18 protein-coding genes are annotated in these 23077 nt (G+C 70.6%); 12 read left to right on the top strand and 6 right to left on the bottom strand.

The genetic code is table 11. The annotated features are described in order from the left end of the window. The first annotated feature begins 10 nt into the window (after positions 1-10). Complete coding sequence (locus ACFHVL_RS04560; RefSeq protein WP_416625851.1) at positions 11-442, top strand: MarR family winged helix-turn-helix transcriptional regulator; 432 nt, start codon at positions 11-13, stop codon at positions 440-442. Between the two features lie 74 nt (positions 443-516). Further along, entirely contained in the window at positions 517-1827 is a 1311-nt protein-coding gene (locus ACFHVL_RS04555) for an MFS transporter (protein WP_416625797.1), read from the top strand. Positions 1828-1886: 59 nt separating this feature from the next. Here the strand turns inward: ACFHVL_RS04555 and ACFHVL_RS04550 are convergent, their stop codons facing one another. The 4 genes from ACFHVL_RS04550 to ACFHVL_RS04535 all read right to left on the bottom strand — a co-directional run bounded on the left by ACFHVL_RS04550 (position 1887) and on the right by ACFHVL_RS04535 (position 6831). Then, on the bottom strand, positions 1887-2873 hold the full coding sequence (locus ACFHVL_RS04550) for an aldo/keto reductase (RefSeq protein ID WP_416625796.1): 987 nt from the start codon (positions 2871-2873) through the stop codon (positions 1887-1889). 147 nt (positions 2874-3020) lie between these two features. After that, positions 3021-4088 (bottom strand): septation protein SepH, encoded by a 1068-nt coding sequence (gene sepH, locus ACFHVL_RS04545; RefSeq protein WP_416625795.1) that lies wholly within the window; start codon positions 4086-4088, stop codon positions 3021-3023. 282 nt (positions 4089-4370) lie between these two features. Further along, on the bottom strand, positions 4371-5498 hold the full coding sequence (serC, locus tag ACFHVL_RS04540; RefSeq protein ID WP_416625794.1) for a phosphoserine transaminase: 1128 nt from the start codon (positions 5496-5498) through the stop codon (positions 4371-4373). Between the two features lie 226 nt (positions 5499-5724). Then, a complete protein-coding gene (locus ACFHVL_RS04535) occupies positions 5725-6831 on the bottom strand; it encodes a citrate synthase 2 (protein ID WP_416625793.1) in 1107 nt (368 codons plus the stop codon). A 199-nt stretch (positions 6832-7030) separates the two neighbouring features. Here ACFHVL_RS04535 and pdxH point away from each other — a divergent pair, with 199 nt between their 5' ends. The 7 genes from pdxH to ACFHVL_RS04500 all read left to right on the top strand — a co-directional run bounded on the left by pdxH (position 7031) and on the right by ACFHVL_RS04500 (position 14210). Then, positions 7031-7690 (top strand): pyridoxamine 5'-phosphate oxidase, encoded by a 660-nt coding sequence (gene pdxH, locus ACFHVL_RS04530; RefSeq protein WP_416625792.1) that lies wholly within the window; start codon positions 7031-7033, stop codon positions 7688-7690. 98 nt (positions 7691-7788) lie between these two features. After that, positions 7789-8754 carry an aldose 1-epimerase family protein gene (locus tag ACFHVL_RS04525; protein ID WP_416625791.1) on the top strand — a complete coding sequence of 322 codons (966 nt, stop codon included), beginning with the start codon at positions 7789-7791 and terminating at the stop codon, positions 8752-8754. Next, the gene (locus tag ACFHVL_RS04520; protein WP_416625790.1) at positions 8754-9413 is read left to right on the top strand and encodes a nitroreductase family protein; all 660 of its coding nucleotides are present in this window, start codon (positions 8754-8756) and stop codon (positions 9411-9413) included. The genes ACFHVL_RS04525 and ACFHVL_RS04520 overlap by 1 nt, the downstream gene beginning before the upstream one ends. Positions 9414-9538: 125 nt before the next feature. Next, positions 9539-9850, top strand: coding sequence for a type II toxin-antitoxin system VapB family antitoxin (locus tag ACFHVL_RS04515; RefSeq protein WP_416625789.1), 312 nt, complete (start codon positions 9539-9541; stop codon positions 9848-9850). 129 nt (positions 9851-9979) lie between these two features. Then, entirely contained in the window at positions 9980-10720 is a 741-nt protein-coding gene (locus tag ACFHVL_RS04510) for a DUF4230 domain-containing protein (RefSeq protein WP_416625850.1), read from the top strand. Between the two features lie 256 nt (positions 10721-10976). After that, positions 10977-12203, top strand: coding sequence for a glycosyltransferase family 2 protein (locus ACFHVL_RS04505; RefSeq protein ID WP_416625788.1), 1227 nt, complete (start codon positions 10977-10979; stop codon positions 12201-12203). A 78-nt stretch (positions 12204-12281) separates the two neighbouring features. After that, positions 12282-14210, top strand: coding sequence for an arabinofuranosyltransferase (locus tag ACFHVL_RS04500; RefSeq protein ID WP_416625787.1), 1929 nt, complete (start codon positions 12282-12284; stop codon positions 14208-14210). Positions 14211-14241: 31 nt separating this feature from the next. On the opposite strand, the gene ACFHVL_RS04495 is transcribed toward ACFHVL_RS04500, so the two are convergent. After that, positions 14242-14430: a PspC domain-containing protein gene (locus tag ACFHVL_RS04495; protein ID WP_416625849.1), complete on the bottom strand. Its 189-nt coding sequence runs from the start codon at positions 14428-14430 to the stop codon at positions 14242-14244. Positions 14431-14683: 253 nt separating this feature from the next. Between ACFHVL_RS04495 and ACFHVL_RS04490 the strand changes: the two genes are divergently transcribed. Genes ACFHVL_RS04490 through ACFHVL_RS04480 form a run of 3 tightly spaced genes read left to right on the top strand, consistent with a single transcriptional unit; the run spans position 14684 to position 21416 of the window. Next, a complete protein-coding gene (locus ACFHVL_RS04490) occupies positions 14684-16900 on the top strand; it encodes a DUF5941 domain-containing protein (RefSeq protein WP_416625786.1) in 2217 nt (738 codons plus the stop codon). After that, positions 16897-19098, top strand: a complete 2202-nt coding sequence (locus ACFHVL_RS04485) for a bifunctional glycosyltransferase/CDP-glycerol:glycerophosphate glycerophosphotransferase (RefSeq protein ID WP_416625785.1) — start codon at positions 16897-16899, stop codon at positions 19096-19098. Before ACFHVL_RS04490 ends, ACFHVL_RS04485 begins: the two co-directional genes overlap by 4 nt. Positions 19099-19106: 8 nt before the next feature. Continuing rightward, a complete protein-coding gene (locus ACFHVL_RS04480) occupies positions 19107-21416 on the top strand; it encodes a glycosyltransferase family 2 protein (protein WP_416625784.1) in 2310 nt (769 codons plus the stop codon). A gap of 14 nt (positions 21417-21430) precedes the next feature. On the opposite strand, the gene ACFHVL_RS04475 is transcribed toward ACFHVL_RS04480, so the two are convergent. Next, positions 21431-22996 (bottom strand): glycosyltransferase family 2 protein, encoded by a 1566-nt coding sequence (locus ACFHVL_RS04475; RefSeq protein ID WP_416625783.1) that lies wholly within the window; start codon positions 22994-22996, stop codon positions 21431-21433. Between the last annotated feature and the right edge of the window lie 81 nt (positions 22997-23077).

Genomic DNA, 23077 nt, shown 5'->3' with positions numbered 1-23077 from the left:
GTGGGCGGTGATGGGGGAGCAGGTCACGGCGACGCAACTGGCGACGTCCCTGCGTGACGCCATCACCCGACTCAACCGACGGGTCCGGCAGGCCCGCCCGGTCGGTGACCTGACGGTCACCCAGCTCTCGGCGCTGACCAGCCTGCAGCTGGCCGGTGCGCTGACACCACGGGAGCTGTCCGACATCGAGCGGGTCCAGCCACCGACGATGACAAAGATCGTCGCCAAGCTCGAGGAGCGTGGGCTGGTACGGCGTGCCCCGCATCCGACCGACGGTCGTCAGGTGATCCTGTCGGCGACCGAGTCGGGGCGCGAGGTGATCGTCGGGTTCGAGCGGATCCGGGACGAATGGCTCGCCGACCGGTTGGCCGCGTTGAGCCCCGCCGAACGCGACACGCTGCGGCAGGCCGCGGAGATCCTGCAGCAGGTCGCCCGCGGCTGACGCGACGAGCGTCGCCATCGGGTCCGCTTCGTCCCACGTGGATGACGCGTACGATCCGAGGAGGCGCACCCCGAGTGCGGGCGACACTGACCACCATCTTCCAGTCCCTACAGGTCCGCAACTACCGGATCTTCGCCACCGGGCAGCTGATCAAGCTGATCGGTGTGTGGATGATGTTCATCGCGCAGGACTGGCTCGTCCTGCAACTGTCGGACGACTCCGCCACCGCGCTCGGTGTGGTCGTCGCCCTCCAGTTCACCCCGGTCCTGCTGTTCACCCTGTTCTTCGGTCGGCTCGCCGACCGGTACGACAAGCGGCTGCTGCTGTTCATCGCCAACACGATGTGGCTCGTGCTGTCCATCGCGATGAGCGTGCTGGTGCTGACCGGCGTGGTGGCCCTATGGCACGTGTTCGTCTTCGCCGCGCTGCTCGGCGTCGGCAACTCGCTCGAGACCCCGGTCCGCCAGGCGTTCGTCTCGGAACTCGTCGGCACCCCGCTGCTGCCCAACGCCCTGGCGCTGTCCTCGGCGACCTTCAACACCGCCCGCATCGTCGGCCCGGCCGTGGCCGGCCTGGCGATCGCGGCCTTCGACGTGGGTCCAGTCTTCCTGATCAGCGCGATCGCGTCGGCGGCGCCGCTGATCGGGTTGATCCAGATGCGGGCCGGCGACCTGTACCGCGCCGACCTGCCCGTTGGCGGCGTTCGCGATGCGGCGAAGGTGATGGACGGGCTGCGCTACGTGGCCCGCCGGCCCGACCTGATGCTGCCGATGGGCCTGATGGCCGTGATGGGTCTGCTGCTGTTCAACTTCCAGCTCACCCTCGCCGCCCTGGCCAAGACGGTGTTCAACACCGGTGCGGCGTCGTTCGGCCTGTTCACCACGGCGTTGGCCACCGGCGCGTTGGCCGGTGCGTTGGCCGCCAGTGGCCGGCGGGGTCGCCCGTCGGTCTACGCGGTGCTCGGCAGCGGGTTGGCGTTCGCCGGGCTCGGCACCCTGGTCGGCCTGGCCCCGGTGTACTGGGTGGTGGTGGTGCTGCTGGTGCCGACCGGCTTCTTCATGGTCTATTTCGCGCAGGCGTCCAATCAGCGGGTGCAACTCGGCGTCGACGCCGCGTTCCGGGGTCGGGTGATGGCGCTGTGGGTGCTGGTCTTCCTGGGTACCAACCCGGTCGGCGCGCCGGTGATCGGCTGGGTCGCCGAGCACGTCGGCGCCGGGGCGAGCATCTGGCTGGGCGGGTTGGCGTCGTTCCTGGTCGCGGCGGCCGCGCTCGCCTGGCAGTTGCGCCGCACCGGTGGCCGACTGCGGCTGCGCTGGACCGCCCCGCTACCCCGGTTCTACGTCCGCACCTACCTCCGCGACGATCTTGCACTTATCGAGAGGTAATGTCTGGTTTGTCGGTCGATAAGTGCAAGATCGCCGCGAGCGTGGGGGGCTGGGCGTTGCTACCAGGCCCAGGCTTCGGGGCCTGGACCGCCGTTGCCGACCGGCGGGAAGAGCTCGTCCAACCGGGCGAGAGCACCCGCGTCGAGAATGATGTCGAAGGCCGCCACCGAGCCGTCCAACTGCTCGACCGTGCGGGGGCCGATGATCGGGGCGGTCACCCCGGGTCGGGACAGCAACCAGGCGAGCGCGACATCCGCCGGGTCGTGACCCAGCTCGGCACAGAACTTCTCGTACGCCTCGATGGTGCCGCGGTGCTTGGCCAGCGCATCGGCGGAACGGCCACTGGCCGACCGCGCCTTCTCCCCGGCGGACTCCTTGCGGATGGCGCCGCTGAGCAGCCCGCCGTGCAGCGGTGACCAGGCAATGATCCCGAGCCCGTGGTGCTGGGCGGCCGGCACGACCTCAAGCTCGACGTACCGGGTCAGCAGGTTGTAGATGCACTGCTCGGCGACGAGGCCGAGGAAGTTGCGGCGGCCGGCCGCCTCCTGCGCGGCGGCGATGTGCCAGCCGGCGAAGTTGGACGACCCGACGTAGATCACCTTGCCCTGGGCGACGAGGGTCTCCATCGCCTGCCAGATCTCCTCCCACGGCGTCTCCCGTGAGACGTGGTGCATCTGGTAGAGATCGATCCAGTCGGTCTGCAGCCGGCGCAGCGAGTCCTCGCAGGCCCGGATGATGTGCCGGGCGGAGAGACCCCGCTCGTTCGGCCAGTCGCCCATCTTCCCGTACACCTTGGTGGCCAGGACTACCTTGTCCCGCCGGCCGCCGCCCTGGGCGTACCAGCGGCCGATGATCTTCTCGGTGACGCCCTCGCCCTGCTGCCAGCCGTAGACGTTCGCCGTGTCGTGGAAGTTGATCCCGTGCTCCAGCGCGCGGTCCATGATCGCGAAGCTGCCGGGTTCGTCGGTCTGTGGTCCGAAGTTCATCGTGCCGAGGCACAGCCGGCTCACGGACAGTCCGGTCCGACCAAGGTGGGTGTACTCCATGGGAGTCACCCTGCCATGCCCGGCCCGGGACCGCCGCCCGCGCAGCGTCCGAACTCGTCAACGCCGGCACGCGCGCGGCCGGGGCCAGGTCAGCGGCTGCGCCCGAGCGGCCGGGGCCAGGTCAGCGGTTGTGCTCGAGCGGCCAGGTCAGGAACTGGCGCGGTCGGCCGGGCCGCTGCCGAAGAGCACGTCGTCCCAGCTGGGGAGCCGCTTGCGGGGCTTACCGGAACTGTCCGCCGGGGTTTCGCTGCTGCCGGTGGCGGCCCGCCGGGGCCGCAGCACCGCCAGCGACGGCACCGCGGGGACCTCCTTGGGCGCGTCGGCATCGTCGTCGAAGGCGGAACCAGCTCCGCCGCCGAGCAGCGCGGCGGCACCGCCGGCGGCCGGACGCTGCCGAGGCGGCTCGACGGTGGCCGCCGGCTCCAACCCACGGCCGGCCGCCGAACCGAGCGGGCGGTCGAGAGAGGCGAGCAGCGCGTCGCGGCCCGCGCGGATCGGATCCCGGCTGGGGCGCGGCGCGTCGCCGGGCGAGGCAGGCAGCCCGTGCCCGCCGCGGCTCAACTCGCCGCGTGACGGCCCGGGCAGGGCGTGTCCGCCCCGGTCCGGGGTCGGCTCCTGGCCGAGAATCTGGGTCGGCCGCTCGGCGCAGAGGTACTGTGCCATGTCGTCGTGCGGGGAGATGACCTGACGGCTCTTGTCGAGCTCCCAGATCGCCTGGGCGGTGGCCTTGCCGGACGGCCAGGTGGCGATGATCCGCCAGGTGCCGTCGTCGCGGCGGTAGGCGTCCCAGGAGATCTTCTCGGCGTCGATGCCGTGCTGGGCCAGCCGGCCGTCGACGACCTCGGCGAGCGGGGCGCCCTTGTCGGAGTTCTTCACCCGGGTACGCCGAGCGTGCTGGGCGAGCATCGCCCGCTCCTGCAGCACCGGGCCGGCGTACCGCAGCACCCGGTCGACCGGAACGCCAGCGATCCGGGCGACGTCGTCGGCGGACTCACCGGACCGGATGCGGGCCTGGATGTCGCGCGGAGAAAGCGAAGGTTTGGCGTCGCCGGGGGCGCCAGCCACGGTCAACGTGGCCGGGGCGCTGCCGGGCTCGGCCTGCACCGCGGTGGAGATCCGGTCGTCGATGGGCAGGGCGAGCAGCCGGCCCACCTCATCGGCGAGGACCAGGGCCTGACCGTCCTCGGAGAGGGCGACGAAGCGTACTGGGCGCATCGCGTTGCCTCCGTCCCGCTGAGCTGCCCCACGCCGCAGGTCGACCTGTCCCCGGCGTCCTTCGAGACACGGTACGCCGATAAGTCACCCGATGGGAGTAGGCCACGCCGGGCATGTCGAGTGAGCTGCCTCGATTCGGCCGGTCGGCGGGCTGGGGGACCAGGACAGCGGCTGAGGGGAACTGCGTCGATGGCTACGGCAAGTCACCCGTTATCCGGCATAGTACCGGAAATTGGTCGGTTCAGCCACAATAGATGACTGAACCGACCAGGTGCCGGTGGGTCAGAGTCGCTCGATCACGAAGTCGACGCAGGCGGTCAGCGCCTCCACGTCGGCCGGGTCCACCGCCGGGAACAGCGCCACCCGCAGCTGATTGCGGCCGAGTTTGCGGTACGGCTCGGTGTCGACGATGCCGTTGGCCCGCAGAGCCCTGGCGATCGCGGTGGCGTCCACGCCATCGGCGAAGTCGATCGTGGCGACGACGTTCGAGCGCAACGCCGGGTCGCTGACGAACGGGGTCGCGACCGGGGACCGTTGCGCCCACCCGTAGACCGCCGCGGCGCTCTCCGCGGTGCGCTTCGCCGCCCAGGAGAGCCCGCCCTGGGCGTTCATCCAGTCGGTCTGCTCGGCGGCCAGGAATATCGTCGCCAGCGCCGGGGTGTTGTAGGTCTGCTCCAGTCGGGAGTTGTCGATCGCGGTGACCAGGTCCAGGAACGCCGGGATGTACCGGCCGGAGGCCTTGATCTGCGCCGCGCGCTCCAGGGCGGTCGGCGACATCAACGCCAGCCAGATGCCGCCGTCGGAACCGAAGCACTTCTGCGGCGCGAAGTAGTAGACGTCGGTCTCGGCCGGGTCGACGTCGAGACCGCCGGCGCCCGAGGTCGCGTCGATCAGCATCAGGGCACCGTCGTCGGCGCCGGCGACCCGGTTGATCGGCACCGCGACCCCGGTGGAGGTCTCGTTCTGCGGGGTGGCGTAGACGTCCACGCCCGCCTCGGCGACCAGAGCCGGCGCTGAACCGGGATCCGACTTGTGGACCGTCGGCTCACCGAGGAACGGGGCGTCGCGTACCGACTTGGCGAACTTGGCCCCGAACTCACCGAAGCTGGCGAACTGGGCCCGGTCCCGGACCAGGCCGAAGGTGGCGACCTCCCAGAACGCGGTGGTGCCGCCGTTGCCGAGGATCACCTCGTAGCCCGGCGGCAGGGCGAAGAACTCGGCGATCCCGCGACGTAGCCGGGCGACCTCGTCGCGGACCGTCTTCTGCCGGTGCGACGTGCCCAGGTAGCTGGTGGCGACCTCGGACAGCGCGGAGACGGCGGCCGGGCGGACCTTCGACGGCCCGCAGCCGAACCTGCCGTCGGCGGGCTTGATCTCCTCTGGGATGCGGATTGTCGCAACGTCAGCCACGGTTGTCAGCGGTCCTTCCAGGTGCGCGATGGGTCTCGCATCCTCCCACCAACGGCGGTGGGGGATCGGTCTCCCATCCTCGCACCAACGGCAGCGGGCCCGGGGCAGGGTCCCACGCCTGCGACTGAGGCGTGCCCCACATCCCGGGCCCGGTGCGGTCGATCTACTGGTCGCCGGTTCGCGCCGAGTCGAGACGGGACTCGACGAGCCGAGACCGGCTACGGCGTCAGACGTCGTGCGGGACGGCGTCCCAGCCGGCGACGTCGTGCGGCTTGCGGGGGGCCGGGCCGACGTAGCGCGCCGACGGCCGGACCAGCCGCTCGAGCCGCTTCTGCTCCAGCACGTGCGCGCTCCACCCGCCCATCCGGGCACAGGTGAACATCGAGGTGAACATGTGCGCCGGCACCTCGGCGAAGTCGAGCACCACGGCCGACCAGAATTCGACGTTGGTGGCCAGAACCCGATCCGGCTTGCGGTTGTGCAGCTCCTCCAGCGCGGCCTTCTCCAGCGCCTCGGCGACCTCGTAGCGGGGCGCGCCCAGCTCCTTGGCGGTGCGCCGCAACACCCGGGCCCGGGGGTCCTCGGCCCGGTAGACCCGGTGGCCGAAGCCCATCAGCCGTTCGCCGCGATCGAGTACGCCCTTGACGTACGACTCGGCGTCGCCGCTGCGCTCCACGCCCTCGATCATGTGCAGCACGCGGGACGGGGCACCACCGTGCAGCGGGCCGGAGAGCGCGCCGATGCCCGACGAGATGCAGGCGGCGGCGTCGGCTCCGGTCGAGGCGACCACCCGGGTGGTGAAGGTGGAGGCGTTCATGCCGTGTTCAGCGGCGGAGATGAAGTACGCGTCCACGGCCTTGACATGCCGCGGATCCGGCTCACCCCGCCACCGGCGCATGAACCGTTCGACGATGGTCTGCGCCTTGTCGATCTCTTTCTGCGGCACGGCCGGCAGGCCGAGGCCGCGGGCGGACTGGGCGACGAACGACAGCGCGGTGACCGACACCCGGGCCAGGTCGGCGCGGGCCTGCTCGTCGGAGATGTCGAGCAGTTGGGACAGCCCCCAGTACGGCGCGAGCATGGCGACCGCGGACTGGACGTCGACCCGGATGTCACCGGAGTGCACCGGCACCGGGAACGGCTCGGCCGGCGGCAGACCCGGCCCGAAGCGCCCGTCGACCAGTAGTGCCCAGACGTTGCCGAAGGAGACCTGCCCGATCAGATCTTCGATGTCGACGCCGCGATACCGTAGGGCACCGCCTTCCTTGTCAGGTTCGGCGATTTCCGTCTCGAAGGCGATCACACCTTCGAGCCCCGGCTTGAAGTCGGACATATGGCTCTCCTGGGTGGGGATTTGGGTGGTCCTGCCCGAGCGCCCGGTAGAACTGCTGCAGGCGGCCCTCAGTGGCGGTGCGTGCGTTGTTGCCTGGTAGGTGACGCGACGAGTTGCCTGGAGTGGGTCTCGGCTACTTGCCTGGTGGGTACCCAGCGTAAGTTCGACCATGGGGGTAGCCCTAGTTCAGGAGAGCGACGTGACGGGAGACACACCACGACCGGGCCCGATGCGTCGTGACTACCGCGATGCCCCCCAGCTGCGCCGGGGTGACCTCGCCGCCGACTGGTGCGCCCAGTTCGGGCGGTGGTTCGCCGACTCGGTGGCGGCGGACCTGCCCGAGCCCAACGCCATGGTCCTGGCTACGGCGGACGTCGATGGTCGGCCCAGCTCCCGCACCGTGTTGTTGAAGGGCTACGACGAGTCCGGATTCGTGTTCTTCACCAACCACCGGTCGCGAAAGGGCGTCGAGGTCGCCGGCAATCCCGCCGCCAGTTTGCTATTCCCCTGGTTCGCGATCTCCCGTCAGGTGGAGGTGCGTGGGGCGGTGGTGGCGGTGTCCCGGGCCGAGACCGAGGCGTACTTCGCGACCCGGCCGAGGGGATCGCAACTGGGCGCCTGGGCCAGCCCGCAGTCACAGGTGGTGGCGGACCGGGCCGCGGTCGACGCGGGTCTGGTCGCGGCCCGGCGCCGGTTCCCGGAGCCGGTCGAGGTGCCGCCGCCACCGCACTGGGGTGGCCTGCGGGTGGTGCCGGAGACGGTCGAGTTCTGGCAGGGCCGGGCCAGCCGGCTGCACGACCGGTTCCGGTACCGGCGGAAGCCGGCCGGCGACTGGCTGATCGAGCGCCTGGCGCCGTAGTCACACATCGCAGAGCTACCTTTAATTTACTCTTAGCTATTGTGGATCACGGGCTTCCAGATGGGGCGACCGCGCGACCGACCCGTTATCGTCGCGACATGGACAACGTCGATGCACGTCCGGGCCCACCGTCCGGAGCGCAGTGGACGATCGCGGCGGACGGGCACGAGGCCGTCGTGGTCGAGGTGGGTGGCGGACTGCGGACGTACCGGGCCGGTGGCCTCGACTACGTCGACGGGTACGCCGAGGACGAGATCTGTGTCGGCGGGGCCGGCCAGGTGCTGATGCCGTGGCCGAACCGCATCCGCGACGGCCGTTACACCTTCGGCGGTGCCACCCGTCAACTGCACCTGTCCGAGCCGGCCCGGCACACGGCCCTGCACGGACTGGTGTGCTGGCTGCCCTGGCAGCTGGTGTCCAAGGCGGCCGACGAGGTGGTGGTCGGCTGCACACTGCCGGCCCACCCGGGCTACCCGTGGTCGTTGGTGCTGCGTACCCGCTGGCAGGTCGGCACCGATGGTCTGCGCGTCACCCATCAGGCGACCAACGTCAGCGCGGAGCCGGCGCCGTTCGGTCTCGGAGTCCACCCGTACCTGCGGCTGCCGGACACCGCCGTCGAGGACCTGACCGTGCACCTGCCGGCGCGCAGCAGGGTGCTGGTGGATGGTCGGCTGCTGCCGATCGGCGCGGCGAAGGTGGCCGGCAGCGAGTACGACTTCACCACGCCCCGGCGGATCGGTGCCACCGTGCTGGACACCGCCTTCGGCGACCTCGAGCGTGACTCGGCCGGCGGGTCGGCGGCCCGGTTGTCCAACCCGGACGGATCGGTCGGCGTGACCGTCTGGGCCGATCCGTCCTTCGGCTGGTGGCAGCTGTTCAGCGGGGACACCTTGACGGGGTCGCGCTATCGCCGGTCGGTGGCGGTGGAGCCGATGACCTGCCCGCCGGACGCGTTCCGCTCCGGGCGGGACCTGATCGTGCTGGAGCCGGCCGAGACCTGGCAGGCGAGCTGGGGCATCCGTCCCGGTACTGAGGCTGCCGACCCGGGTACGGGACACCGGTGATGGAACTCGACGACGTGATCCGCCGGCGGCGGATGGTGCGCAACTACGATCCGGACCGGCCGGTGCCGGCCGAGGTCGTCGACCGACTCCTGGACAACGCGATCCGGGCGCCGTCAGCCGGCTTCTCCCAGGGCTGGGGCTTCCTGGTGCTGGACCAGCCCGCCGACCGCGAGCTGTTCTGGGCCGCGACGACCCCGGTGGCGGCGGATCCGGACGAGAACCGGCGCGACAACTGGCTCACCGGGATGAGTCGTGCTCCCTTGATCATCGTCCCGCACGCGAACCGCTCGGCCTACCTCGACCGGTACGCGCAGCCGGACAAGGGCTGGACGGACCGGGACGAGGCGCGTTGGCCGGTGCCGTACTGGCACATCGACACCGGGTTCGCGGCGCTGTTGATGCTGCTGACCGTGGTGGACGAAGGGCTGGGAGCCTGCTTCTTCGGCATCCCCCCCGAACGTACGTCGAGCTTCCGGGACGCCTTCGGCGTTCCGGACGAATTCGCCCCGATCGGTGCGATCACTGTCGGCTACCGGGCACCGGATGCCCGGTCCCCGTCGTTGCGCCGGGGTCGTCGATCCGTCGACGAGGTCGTTCATCGCGGCCGGTGGACCACCTGGTCCGGAGTCGCCGACAGCGGGGATCGACTCGGTCGGTGAAGGAAACTCGCTAGGCTGGCAGGCACGCTGGCGGTGGGTGGGACCGGCGACTCGACTCGACGCGGCGGCGGTGGTGGTGCAGTGGGCACGATATTCGGTAGGCGACATGGGAGGAGCGCGCCGTCGTGATCTTCAAAGCGGTGCGGGACGGTCGTCCATACCCTGAGCACGGGCTGACACTCAAGCAGTGGGCCGAGATTCCGCCCCGGCCCCTGCGGCTGGATCAGCTGATCACCACCAAGCGGGAGCTGGCGCTGGACAAGCTGTTGGCCGAGGACTCGACGTTCTACGGCGACCTCTTTCCCCACGTGGTCCAGTGGAACGGGTCCCTCTACCTGGAGGACGGGCTGCACCGGGCGCTGCGGGCGGCGCTGCAGCAGCGCAACCAGATTCACGCCCGGGTGTACCTGTTCGTTCCGGTGCCGGCCGCGGGCTGACGGATTCGGGCTGACGGCCGGCTCAGCGGTCGGCGTGAGCCTGCGGATGCGGTTGTCGTACCGGGGCCGTACGGTGTGCCCAGACGACCCAGTCGGGTGGGCCGTCGTCTGGTGAGGACGGTGATCACGATGTCCCGCAGCGGCGATGTCAACACACCAACCCGGGAGTTTCCGGAATATCCGGAAGGCCAGCCGGGGTCGCAGCCGTCCGTCGCCGACCCCGGTTCGGGTGGCTTTCGGCGCGGGCTCTTCTGGTTCGCTGGCGTGATCGGGCTGGTGGTGGTGCTGGTGCTGAGCACCCAGGCCGCCGGCCTGCTGCCGAGTTGGCGCAACCCCTTTGCGCAGCAGGAGACGGACCGCACCCAGCCGCCGGTGCTGCAATCGATCCAGGACCTGAGCAGGTTCGTCGCGGCGGAGGGTAGCTTCCAGGTGGTCGTCGACCTGGAACAGGACCGACGGTACGTTCCGGACTTTCTGCTTAATCAACGCACTCTCTTCGTAGGCGTCGGAACAGTAGAAGCATACGTTGATTTCGGGCAGATTGGTGAAGATGCCATCTCTGTCATCGAAGACGGCACTTCTGTGCAAATTAGTCTTCCGGCGCCACAGTTGACCGATGCTGACCTCGATCTGACCAAGAGCTACGTATTCGCCGAGCAACGTGGGCTGCTCAATCGTCTCGGCGAGGTTTTCGGTGGTGACCCGAACCGCCGGCGGCAGGTCTACGAGTTGGCCGAGGAGCGGATAACCGCTGCGGCCAGCGAGAGTGGGATCGCGGAACGGGCCGAGGAGAACACCAGTAAGATGCTCACCGGCCTGCTCCGGTCGCTGGGCTACGACGCGGTTTCCATCACATACGTCGCATTTTGATTCAAAATCGTTGTCGAATGGTCGACGCCGCAACTCGAGTGCAAGTGGTTCAAACCCGGGAAAGTGAAAGATCATCTCGATCATGATCGTTCGGTGCTGTGGTTATTTTGGCGAGTTGGGGACGCATGTCGAGGGTCGCGCGCGCTACAGTGCCATCGAGGGCCGAATTGATAGCGGGGACGAAGTCGGACTGAATCATTTTCACACCTGACCGCGGCTGGCCTGACCGCGGGCAAACCCAGTTAGGGGTGAAACCGTGGCGCTGCCGGTGCGCAACGATCCGGTCGAGGTGACTGTTCTCCTGCCGTGCCTCAACGAGGCGGAGACGCTCGAAGTGTGCATCCGCAAGGCCCGTCGCGCTCTCGACGAACTCGGCATCGCGGGTGAGGTGCTGGTGAGTGACAACGGCTCCACCGACGGCTCGCAGGAGATCGCCGTACGGTCCGGTGCCCGCGTCTCCCACGCCCCGATCAAGGGGTACGGCGGTGCACTGATCAACGGTCTCGATCAGGCCCGCGGCCGATACGTGATCATGGCTGACGCGGACGACTCGTACGACTTGTCCAATCTCGAGCCTTTCGTCGAGGCATTGCGCAACGGTCACGACGTGGTCATGGGCAACCGGTTCCGGGGTGGCATCGCCCCAGGTGCGATGCCTGCCCTGCACCGCTATCTCGGCAACCCGGTCCTGTCCTGGCTCGGCCGTCACCTGTTCGATCTCAAGATCGGCGACTTCCACTGCGGGATCCGCGGCTTCGACCGGGATCGCATCCGGCTACTGCAGCCGTGTATGCCGGGCATGGAGTTCGCCTCCGAGCTGGTGGTCCGGGCCGCACTCAACGGGTACGACATCGTCGAGGTCCCGACCACCCTCCACCCCGACGGCCGCAGCCGACCCCCGCATCTGCGTACCTGGCGGGACGGGTGGCGACACCTGCGGTTCCTGCTGGTCTTCGCCCCACGAAAGATGCTCATCTGGCCGGGCGCGGCACTCTTCCTGGGCGGTCTCGTCGGCACCGCGCTGCTCGAGTTCGGTCCGCTCGTCGTCGGCGGCATCGGATTCGACGTCAGCACCCTGGTCTACACCTGTCTCGCGATGCTCGCCGGTGCACAGTTGCTGCTGTTCGGGGCGTTCGCGCAGATCTACGGCAGGTACGAGGGCATCACCAATCTGCGGCAGGCGGACCGCTGGAGCAGATACCTCAAACTGGAGACCTGTACCGCCGGCGGAGTCGCGCTGATCCTGCTCGGATTGGTCGGCACCGTCGTGGCGATCGCCACCTGGGGAGCGAGCGGCTTTGGCTCCCAGGACGTCAGCGCCACTATGCGGGTGGTGCTGCCCTCGTCGACGGCGATCGGGCTCGGTGCGACACTCATCTTCGCCGGGCTCTTCTCCAGCCTGCTCAGCCTGCGTCGGGTCTCGGTGGCGGTCGCCGACCAGGAGGTCGCATCCCCGAGCACCCTGGCCACGACCGCCGGGTGACCGACGTGGGGTAGCCGACTTCCAACCACCAGACATCGCCGAACCTACCCGGACATTGCCGGCAGCTGACGGAGCGAAATGACGGTCGACGCACCCCCGCTCGATGTCGACGGTGTGCCGCACTGGCCGGCCGGCGAGGACGTCCCAGGCCCGCCCGGTGCCGCGAAACGGGCCGGCGGTCGCCGGTGGAGCAAACCGGCCGGTCACCCCGGCGTACTCGCGGTGCTGACCTGGCTGCTCGCGACGCCGGTCGCGTTCGTCCTGCCGGGGTTGATGGGCAAGAGCCCGTTCACGGTGGCGGGGCGAGCCCTGCCGATCGCCGGTGGCCTGCTACTCGTCTGCTTCGGCGTACTGGTCGCTGCGGCCGTCCGCCGCTGGGCGCCGGCGGCGACGGAGGCACTTGCCGGAATCAGCGCCGGACTGGCGGCCGCCTGGCTGGTGCTGGTCCTGCGCGCGGCGCTGCACGGCACGCCGTTCGGCTTCGGTGGTCTCGGCGGTGACATGCTACGGATGTCCGCCGCCGCGACCCGGTACACCGTGACCATGACCAGCTCCGACACCATGCTGCCCGGGTTGCCGTCGGAGTATCCGCCGTTGTACTCCTGGCTGGTCGGCCGGTCCGCCGTGCTGCTCGACCAGCCGGCCTGGCAGATGCTCGGCGACGCCGAGGTGCTGTTGCTCTCGGCGTCGTTGCTGGCCGGCTTCCTGTTGTGGCGTCGCCAGGTCGGGGCCTGGGCGGCGTTGGCGGTGTCCTGCGTCGGGGTGCTGGCCTGGTCCGACCCACGCAAGGCGTACGAGGTCCTGGCCTTGATGATCTTCATCCCGTGGGTGGTGGAGACCTTTACCCGGCCGCCGCGCGAGCGGCTGCACTGGCTGACCGCCGGACTGCTCGGCGGCCTGATGGTGGTGCTCTACCAGGCCTGGATGGTCTACGCCGCGCTCGGCCTGATGGTGCTCGTCGTGCTGGCCTGGCGAGCCGAGCCGGACCGTCGTTCCTACCTCCGGCGGCTGGTGCTGGTCGCGACCGTCGCGACCGTCACCTCCTGCTGGTACGTCCTGCCGTACCTGTGGGCGCTGCTCACCGATGGCGGCGGTCAGTTGGTGTCCGATCTCTACGCGTCGCCGTACTACCTGCACGGGCTGCTGCCGTTCCTGGAGTCGGGGGAGGGCAACCTGCTGCTTCGGGGGCTGCAGGCGGTCGGCCTGCTCGGCATGGCCTGGCTGGTGCGCTCCACCTGGTGGGCCCGGCCGCTGCTGCTGATCGCGGCGGCGGCGTTCGCGTACCGGCTGCTGTCGCTCGTCCGGTTTCTGCTCACCGGGCACACCGGTTTCGCCCACTACACCCTGCGGCTGTACGGGGTGGTGCTGGCCATCGCCGGGGTGCTGACCGTCGTGCACGTCGTGCCGCCGCTGCTGCGCCGGCTGCGGATCGCCCCGCCGGTCGGGCTGGCGGGCGTACCGCTCGCGATCCTGCTGGCCTGGGGCGTCACGTCGTACACGGCCGCCTGGACGCCGGGCGCGAACGGTGCGGGATCGTCCTACGCCACCGCCGCCCACACCGAGCCACTGCCTGGTGGTGGCTATCCGCGTTTCGCGCCGGACTCCGGTCGCGCGGTCTGGTTCCCGATCGAGCCGGTGCGGCAGGCGGTCGAGGACGCCGCCGGACCGGATCCCGACCTGGTGACGCTCAGCGTCGACGAACGGCTCTTCTCATACCTGCCCTGGCCCGGGTACCTGAGCAACGACCGCACCGCCGGGGGGACCCTTTCCCGGTGGGACGAACGGCGCAGCGAACTGCGCGAGCTGTCCGAGCAACGGGACCCGGCGGCCTTCGCCGCCCAGTCGGGCGCGACCGTGTTCGGCCCGATCGACGTGTTCGTGCTGACCAGGTCCGGTGACGAGCTGATCTGGGCGGACCTGCGCTTCCACCGGGAGCAGTTCGACGAGCGGTACTGGGTGATCCGCGAGGACCTGCCGGAGCAGGTGGCGGTCTACGTCCGCCGGTGACCACCGTGCCGGTACGTGTCCGTCGGTGACCTCAGCGGTCCTCGTTCGGCATCACGATCCACAGCGCCAGATAGATGATCACCTGAGTGCCCGGGAGCAGCAGGGAGAGCACGAAGATCAGCCGCACCATCCCGGCCGACATGCCGAAACGCTGGGCCAGGCCGGCGCAGACACCGGCGAACATCCGTCCGTTGCGGGGGCGTACCAATCTGCGGCTCATCGCGATCTCCTCGTCCTGTAGCGTCTTGGCGCGGTCGACCATCTTCCACGGTAGGTACACCGGCACCCGGCGTCCTCGGTCGCTGGACTGATCCGTGGTGGCCACTCCCGTACGGGACATACCCGGATCCGCTCAAGATCATCGCAGCGGATCGAGCACGACCAGGCCGGCGTTCGCCCACCGGACGCTCGGGCTACCCGTCTCGTTCACTGACTGCTAACCTTGCCCGCGTCGTCCCCGCCGGTGCGTACGGATGGCAATCCTTCGGAGCGCCCTTGGCTGCTCCCGGCACGCCGAGACGGAAGCGCACGATGTGACTCTGGCGATCCTGGCCCCCCGGCTGCCTGGCTTTTCGACCAGTCCGGGGGAACTGCGTACCTCGGGTGGGGCTTCGCTCACCAGCCGACTCCAGGCACAGCTGGCCACCGCCACCGCCGCCGAGGCGCAGGTGACGGACCTGCGCGGCCTGGCAGCCCTCGCCGAGCGGTCCGACCAGCCGATCCTGCTCTGTGCCGCCGACGTGGTCGCTCATACCGAGGTGTTCCGGCTGCTGGACGCCGGACCACCGGTGAGCACCCGGGCGTTGCTGCTGCCGCCGGGGCAGACGGACAGCGTCGGCGCGACCCGGCCGACTACCCGCCGTGGTCGGCTCGTCGCGGTGCCCGCCGACGGCGGCGACCCTGCCGGGCGCACCGACGGCAGCGGATCCGCCTTCGGTGGGGTGCTGCGGGTCGGTGTCACCGACCTGCCGGCGCTGGCCGTGGCCGCCCGTCGGGTCGCAGACCGGGCCCACGCGGCCGGCTGCCATCCGCTCGACGACGTGCTCGACGAGTTGGTGGCCGGCGGTGCCACCGTCGCCGCGTACCCGCTGCGGGAGCTGGTCGCCCGGCGAGTCGCCGACCAGACCGAATTGGTCGAGGCGGAGACCGAGGTGCGCGCCGTCGACCCGGACCGGGCCCGGCTGCGGCTGGCGGTCAAGGAACACGACGACCTGTTCGCCACGTACTGCGTGAGTAGCTGGTCGCCGAAGGTGACCAAGCTTGCCGCCGGCCTCGGGCTGAGCCCGACCGGCGTCACCGCGATTTCGGTCGCCGTCGCGGCGGCCGCGGCGGCGCTGTTCGCCGTCGGTGACCGGCCGCTGCTGCTGCTCGGCGGGGTGCTGCTCTACCTCGGATTCGTACTCGACTGCGTGGACGGTCAGCTCGCCCGGTACACCGGGCGGTTCAGCGCCTTCGGTGGCTGGCTGGACACCATCGCCGACCGGGGCAAGGAGTACCTGGTCTACGCCGGCCTCGGGATCGGGGCGGAGCTGGCCGGGCACGGCGACGGCTGGCTGTTGGCCACCGGCGCGATCATGCTGCAGACCGTCCGGCACATGACCGACGCCTGGTACGGGGCACTGCACGACGAGGCGGTCCGACAGGTCCCCGCCGCCACCGACACCTCAGCCCCGGCCGGTGTGGGCAGCCGGCTCAGCCAGGTCTCCGACCGGGTGCTGGCCGCTCCCGGATCGCCGATCTACTGGGCCAAGCGCACCATCGTCTTCCCGATCGGTGAGCGGTGGGCACTGATCGCGGTCACCGCCGCGCTGTTCGGACCGCGGATCAGCCTGCTCGCCGTACTCGGCTGGGGGGTACTCGCCGCCGGCTACACACTGGCCCTGCGTACGCTGCGGGCCCGCTCGATGCGGGTCCCGGTGCTCGCCGCGGTCGACACGGCCCGGTACCGCGACGACAGCTCGTCCGTCCGCCGGTTCACCCGCCGCCCCGCCGTCGGGCCAGCCCCGGCCGCCACCCCCGCCGCTGCGGTGCCGGCAGCGGCCGGCCAGTTGCCGATCGTCCTGGCCGCCGTGGCCGCGGCGGCCGTCCTGCTGCTGCTCGCCGGCACCGGGTTGTCCCCGGCTTCCGGCGCGGCGTCGCTGCTGGTCGGCGGGGGCGCCGTGCTGCTGGCCGGCATCGCCAGCGCCGTTCGGCCGGCCAGCGGCGCTCTCGACTGGCTGGTCCCGGCCGGGCTGCGGGCCGCCGAACTCCTCATCGTGGTCGCGGCCGGCACGGCCGCCGAGGTACCCCCGGCGATCATCTACGGCCTGCTGCTGGTTGTCGCGCTGCACCACTACGACCTCACCGCCCGGCTGGAGAAGCGGCTCGGTGCGCCCGCGCTGCACCGGTGGAGCCTCGGCTGGGACGGCCGGCTGCTGCTGGTCGTCACGGCGACCGCCGGCCCGCTCCTGCTCGCCGCCGCGCTGCCGGACGTGTCGCGCCCGGCCCTGATCGCGAGCGTGGGGCTCACCGCGCTCACCTGCTACCTGGCGGTGCACTTCATCGCCACCGCCGTGATCGACCAGCTTCGCCCAGTCGCTGCGGCACCGGTCCCCGCCCGGACCCCCGCCCCCCGGCAAGCCGCTGCCGCGGTGTCGACCCTCAACGCCGCCGGCCGCCCCGCCGGCTCGAACATAGGTGAGATCGAATGACCCTGATCAGCATCGTTGTGCCGGTCTACAAGGTGCAGGGTTACCTGCGGGAGTGCCTCGACTCCATCCTCGGCCAGTCGTTCACCGACGTGGAAGTGATCGCGGTGGACGACTGCTCGCCGGACACCTCCGGGGAGATTCTCGCCGAGTACGCCGCCCGCGATCCCCGGCTGACCGTGCTGTCGCTGCCGACCAACGCCGGTCTCGGGGGTGCCCGCAACGCCGGCCTGGACGTGGCGACCGGTGAATATGTCTGGTTTCTCGACAGCGACGACTGGCTGTCCGTGGGTGCGCTGCGGGCGGTCGCCAACCGGCTACGCGACACCACGCCGGACGTACTGATCGTCGACCACGTACGGGTCTTCTGGAACAACCGCGCGACGGGCAGCGCACTGCGTCAGGCGTTCCCGACCACGCCGGGTGAGGCGGTGTTCGACGTGTCGACCCGGCCGGAGACGCTCCGGGTGCTGCACACCGCCTGGAACAAGGTCACCCGTCGGGAGTTCCTCGTCGACCTCGGGCTGCGCTTCGCCGACGGCTGGTACGAGGATGTGTCGTTCACCTTCCCGCTGCTGGTGGCGGCCGAGCGGGTCACCGTACTCGACCGGGTCTGCGTCAACTACCGGCAGCGCCGCACCGGCGCGATCACCCGGACCCGCAGCCCTCGGCACTTCGAGATGTTCGACCACTGGGGGCACACGTTCGACTGGCTGGATGCCCGGGGCGGGCCGCGCGTCGACGCCGTGCGGCCGCAGTTGTTCGCGCTGATGATCGCCCACTATCTGATGGTGCTGGGACACAGCGGCCGGCTGCCCCGGGAACTGCACCGGCAGTTCTTCGCCCGGGCGCACGCCGACTATCAGCGGCGGCTGCCGCCCGGCGGGTACCCGGTGCCCGACGGACTCGAAGGGCTCAAGCGCCGACTGCTGGCCGCCGACCGCTGGCGTACCTTCGCCGCGCTGCGGGCCGGGCAACGCGCCCGAAAGAAGCTGGTCTCCGTCGTCAAACGGACCGGCCGCCCGGTCAAGCGCGGACTGCGTGACCTGGCCCGCCTCACCCGCCGCACGGCCCTGCGCGGCTACTACCGGCTGCAGTTGCGGCTGCCGATCAACGAATCGTTGGCGCTGTACGCGGCCTACTGGTACCGGGGCTACAGCTGCAATCCGGCGGCGATCCACGCCAAGGCAGCCGAACTCGCGCCGCAGATCAACGGCGTGTGGGTGGTCCGGCGGGACCTGGCAGCCAGCATGCCGGCCGGGGTGCCGTACGTCGTGGCCGGCACCCGGCGCTACTACCGGGCGCTCGCTCGCGCCAAATGGCTGATCAACAACGTCAACTTTCCCGACGACGTCCGCAAGCGGCCCGGCTCGGTGCACATTCAGACCCACCACGGCACCCCGGTCAAGGTGATGGGTCTGGACCAGCAACGTCACCCGATCGGCGCCACCTCGATGGACTTTCCCCGGCTGCTGCAGCGGGTCGACCGGTGGGACTTCAGCGTCAGCGCCAACCACTTCTCCACCCAGATGTGGGAGCGGGCCTACCCGGGTGCCTTCGAATCGCTCGACACCGGCTACCCGCGCAACGACCGGCTGGCGCGCGCCACCGCCGCCGACGCGGCGGCCGCTCGCGAATCGCTCGGCATCGGCCCCGACGAGCGGGTGGTGCTCTACCTGCCGACCCACCGGGAACATCAGCCCGGCTGGCAGCCCGACTTCGACGCCGACGAACTCGCCGAGGTCCTCGGCCCGGACGCCTGGCTGTTGATCCGTAGCCACTACTTCCATGACCGGCAGCGCACCGGGCGGGCCCCGGACGCACCGGCCAGCGGCCGGATCCGGGACATGTCGAGCCACCCCGTGGTGGAGGACCTGTACCTCGCCGCCGACGTCCTCATCACGGACTACTCATCGGCGATGTTCGACTACGCGGTGCTGGACCGGCCGATCGTGATCTACGCGCCCGACGCCGAGGCGTACGCGATGGCCCGAGGTGTCTACTTCGATATCACGACCGAGGCACCGGGGGCGGTCGCCACCACCTTCGGCCACCTGCTGGACCTGTTCCGGACCGCAGTGGTCGACAATGACGCCGCGGGCAAGGCGCGTACCCAGTTCCGGGCCCGCTTCTGCCACCTGGACGACGGAAACGCCGCCGAACGGGTGGTCCGCCGGGCACTGCTCGGCGAGCGGGGCTGAAGCGTCCGATGGGTGCACTGCTCAGTGTCGTCGTTCCAATCTACGACGTGGCGCGATACCTGACCGAATGCCTGGACTCACTGGCCGCCCAGACCCACGCCGACGTCGAGTTCATCCTCGTCGACGACGGATCGACCGACGACAGCGGGGACATCGCCGCGGCCCGCGCCGCGGCCGACCCCCGGTTCCGGCTGATCCGGCAGCCGAACCGAGGACTGGGCGCCGCCCGTAACACCGGCATCCGGGCGGCGACCGGCGACTACCTGGCCTTCGTCGACAGCGACGACGTGCTCCCGCCGTACGCCTACGAGGTGCTGGTCGGCACGCTGGAGTCGACCGGTTCGCAGATCGTGTCCGGCAACGTCGCGCTGTTCAACTCGCGAGGGATGTGGCAGTCCCTGTTGCACCGCGGCACCCACCGGCAGACCTGGCTCCGGGTGCGGCTACGCGGCCGACGCAACCTCGTCTACGACCGGCTGGCCTGCAACAAGGTGTTCCGGCGGGACTTCTGGGCCGGCCATGACCTGTGGTTCCCCGAAGGCGTGCGCTACGAGGACATCCCGGTGACCATCCCGGCGTACGCACTGGCCAAGACGATCGACGTGCTTCCGGTCGTCGTCTACCACTGGCGGCAGCGCGAAGCCGGCGCCGAGGAGTCGATCAGTCAGCGGCAGGCCGAGGTGGCGAACCTGGTGGACCGGTTCGCGGCGGTCCGCAGCGCCAGCCGGGCCCTCGCCGCGGTCGGCGACCGGTCGCTGAAGAACCACTACGACACGACGGCCCTCCGCAGTGATCTACGGATGTTCCTGCATCTGCTGCCGGACGTGGCGGACACCGAATACCGGCAACGTTTCCTGGAACTCGCCGGTGAGTTCCTCACCGAGGTGCAGCCGGCGGTGCTGGATCGGCTCGCCCCTGGATTGCGGGTGGCGTGGCGACTGGCCGCCGAGGGCCGGCTGCCGGAGCTGCTGACCGTCGTGACGGCTACCCGGACCGGCGATCCCCCACCGGCCGTGGCCGGGGTGCCGGCGGGGCTGTACCGCTCGAAGCCCCGGCTGCGGACGGCGCTGGGGTCGGTCACCTGGTCGGACGGCCGGCTGCGGATCTCCGGCAACGCCTTGCGCGCCTCGGTGCCGGCGGGCCGGCCGGGGCCGATGCTGCGCGCCCTGTGGCTGCGTGAGCAGGGACAGGGCCGCCGGCCGTTGCCTGCTCCGGCCCGGTCGCGGTTGCTGCGCAGCCGGGCTGGGCAGCCGGCGGTCGACGACCTGCCGGCCCGGTCCGGGTTCACGGCGTCGATCCCCGTCCGGGCCCTGCGCTCCGCCGCCGGCTGGCGGCCGGGAACCTGGCTGGTGATGACCGGCGTCGTCGACCGCGCCGGTCAGCCGACCACCGGGCCGGTTCAGGTGGGGGAGATCGTGCCGGCGTTGCCGGCAGCCTGGGTCGCACCCGGCGTACGGGCAGTCCCGGTACTGCACGACGGAGCCCTGCGGCTGCGGGTGGAGCTGCCGGTGGCGTGGGCCACCGGCGCCCGGGTCCACGACGATCATCTGGTGATCAGCGGAGCTGTCGGCGTCGGCGGCACGGTGCCGTTGACGGTGACGTTGTCGAGGACGCCGCAGGTGGTGTGGCGGCGCTATCCGACCAACGCCGAACCCGACCCCGACGGGTTGCCCGGCCAGGGCGGTGTTGCGTTCAGCTGCCGGATTCCGCTGGCCGACCTGCGAGCTGACGCCGGCCCACAGACGATCGTCGGCACCCCGGCACAGGGGTGGCTGGTTGGCTTCGCCACCGGCGACGGGCCCGACTCTGGCGGCGCCGACCGGGAGCTGCCGGTCGGGGACGGCTTCGTGGAGTTGCATCCGGCGGCGGGGTGGCCGGGGCTGCTGGTGGAGCCCGCCGACCACGGCCAGCTGTCGGTCCGACTGTTGCCGGCCGGGCCGTTGGTGACCTGGGCCAGCGTCGACGACAGCGGGCTGACCCTGGGTGGCGCGTGCGTCACTGGTGGCGCACCCTCGCTGGTGGTGCTGCGGCACGCGACCGACCTGCGGGATGCAGCGGCACCGGCGGATCGGGAGCTGCCGGTCGAGGCGGTGGACGAAGGCTGGCTGGTCCGCGTACCGGCGACCGGCCCGGACCGGCCAGATCCGGGCCGTTGGTGGTTCGGCTTCCGCCCGGCGGACGATGACCAGGTGTGTGAGCTGCCGATGTCGCTGCGGGTCCGCGAAGGTCTGGGGCTCGCCGACGCCGCCGGCGCCGGCGCGGCACCGGTCCGGCTGGTGCCGGACCGGCTGCACCGGGTCGCTCTCGTGTCCAGCTGACGTCGGCCGTCTGGCTAGGGTCGGCGGGTGGCCCGGCGCAGGGTGCCCAACGCCGTGCGGCGCAACGACCGGATCCGCCGGGCCCCCAGCTCGGAAAGCCACTGTGGGCTGCGGGCCAGCGCGCCGGTAGCTCCATTGGCGACGACCAGGTGTGGGCCGTGCGCGGCCGGCGCGAGCCAGCCGAACCGGGATCCGACGCGGATCGGCCGGGTGCCCCGGGTGCCGCGACCGCCCCGTTCCGGCCCGGCCGGTACGGGGAACTCGCGGCCGTCGTCACGGACGACCACCCGGACCGGATGGCTGCCGTCCGGCAACGGGTCGATCGCAAGTTTGCAGTACCAGTGCAGGTCGTTGCCGACGCGCTTGCGTACCGTCAACCGGCCGCGCACCAGAGCATCACCGATCTCCACCAGCAGATCGTCGCGGATCTGGCCGGGCTCGCCGCCGACACCGGCGTAGCGCAGCGTACCCCCGACGACGACGTCCCGGCTGTCACCACGCAGCGAGTGCACGCTGGCCGTGATCTCCCGGACCCGCAGCAGATCACGATAGGTTTCGAAGCAGGGGTGGCCGAGATAGGGCTGGCCGGCGTACACCCGCAGTGGCAGCCGCGACCGGGGGTCGCGGATGATCGCCGGGTCCTGTTCGTAGATCGCGGCGGCACGTAGCCCGGCGCCGGCGTTGCTGACGAACTCACTCGCCAGCTGGATCGGAATGTCCTTGAACAGGGTGTGCATCCGGGCGGCGAACTCCGCGAGCTGGTCGTCGTCGCACCCCTTGGCCGCCCGCCACGCGTAGTGCAGCTGCATGTAGGCGATCCACCGGTACACCGCTTCGCGGTCGTCCGCGCGCAGGTCACGGCACTCGTCCGCCAGCCGCTCGACGATGGTGGCGTGCTGCATGATCCGTGCGGGTTGGCTGCGGGTGTCCATCAACGAGGAGTTGTCCCCGCGCTGCCGGTAGAGGTAGCTCAGCCGCGGGGTGAGCGCCGTCCGGGGGGAACGGGCCAGCAGCGGTACGGTGAACAGCACGTCCTCGAACGCGGTGTTCTCGGTGAACTGGACCCCGGTCGAGTCCACCAGATCGCGCCGGAAGATCTTGTTGCACGCCGACGGGTTGCCGACGAGGTCGGGAGCCTGGGAGATGTGCTCGACCACCCGTTCACCGGTGAGTAGCTCGCGGCGCCAGGCGGGGTTGGGCCGGGCCGGCAGGCCCTGCATGTCGCCGACGGCGACCGACGCGTCGCAGCGCTCGGCGAGCTCGACGAGGTGGGTCAGCGCGCCGGCTGGATAGATGTCGTCCGAGTCGAGGAACGCCAGGTAGCGGCCGGTAGCGAGGCGGACGCCGTGGTTGCGGGCGGCACCGAGCCCGGCGTTGTCCTGCCGGACGTAGCGCACCGCGGTGGCCTGGCCGGCGTACCGCTTCGCGATGCTGGCCGACCCGTCGGTGGAGCCGTCGTCGATGACGACGACCTCGATGTGTTCCCGCGCGGGCTGGCGTTCGATCGAGTCAAGCGCCTCCGGGAGCCACTTTTCCGTGTTGTAGACCGGGACGACGACGCTGACCATCGGGGATGGCACGCGCTCACCTCGCGTTACGACTGGGTAATCTGGATTGGTGACAAATTTGCGTAGAGTACGTCGCGTGTTGCGCCCGGTGAG

The organism is Micromonospora sp. LOL_023 (assembly GCF_048060115.1).
GTDB lineage: Bacteria > Actinomycetota > Actinomycetes > Mycobacteriales > Micromonosporaceae > Micromonospora_E.
The sequence above is the reverse complement of the archived record's forward strand: the minus strand, read 5'-3'. Positions and strand labels throughout refer to the sequence as shown.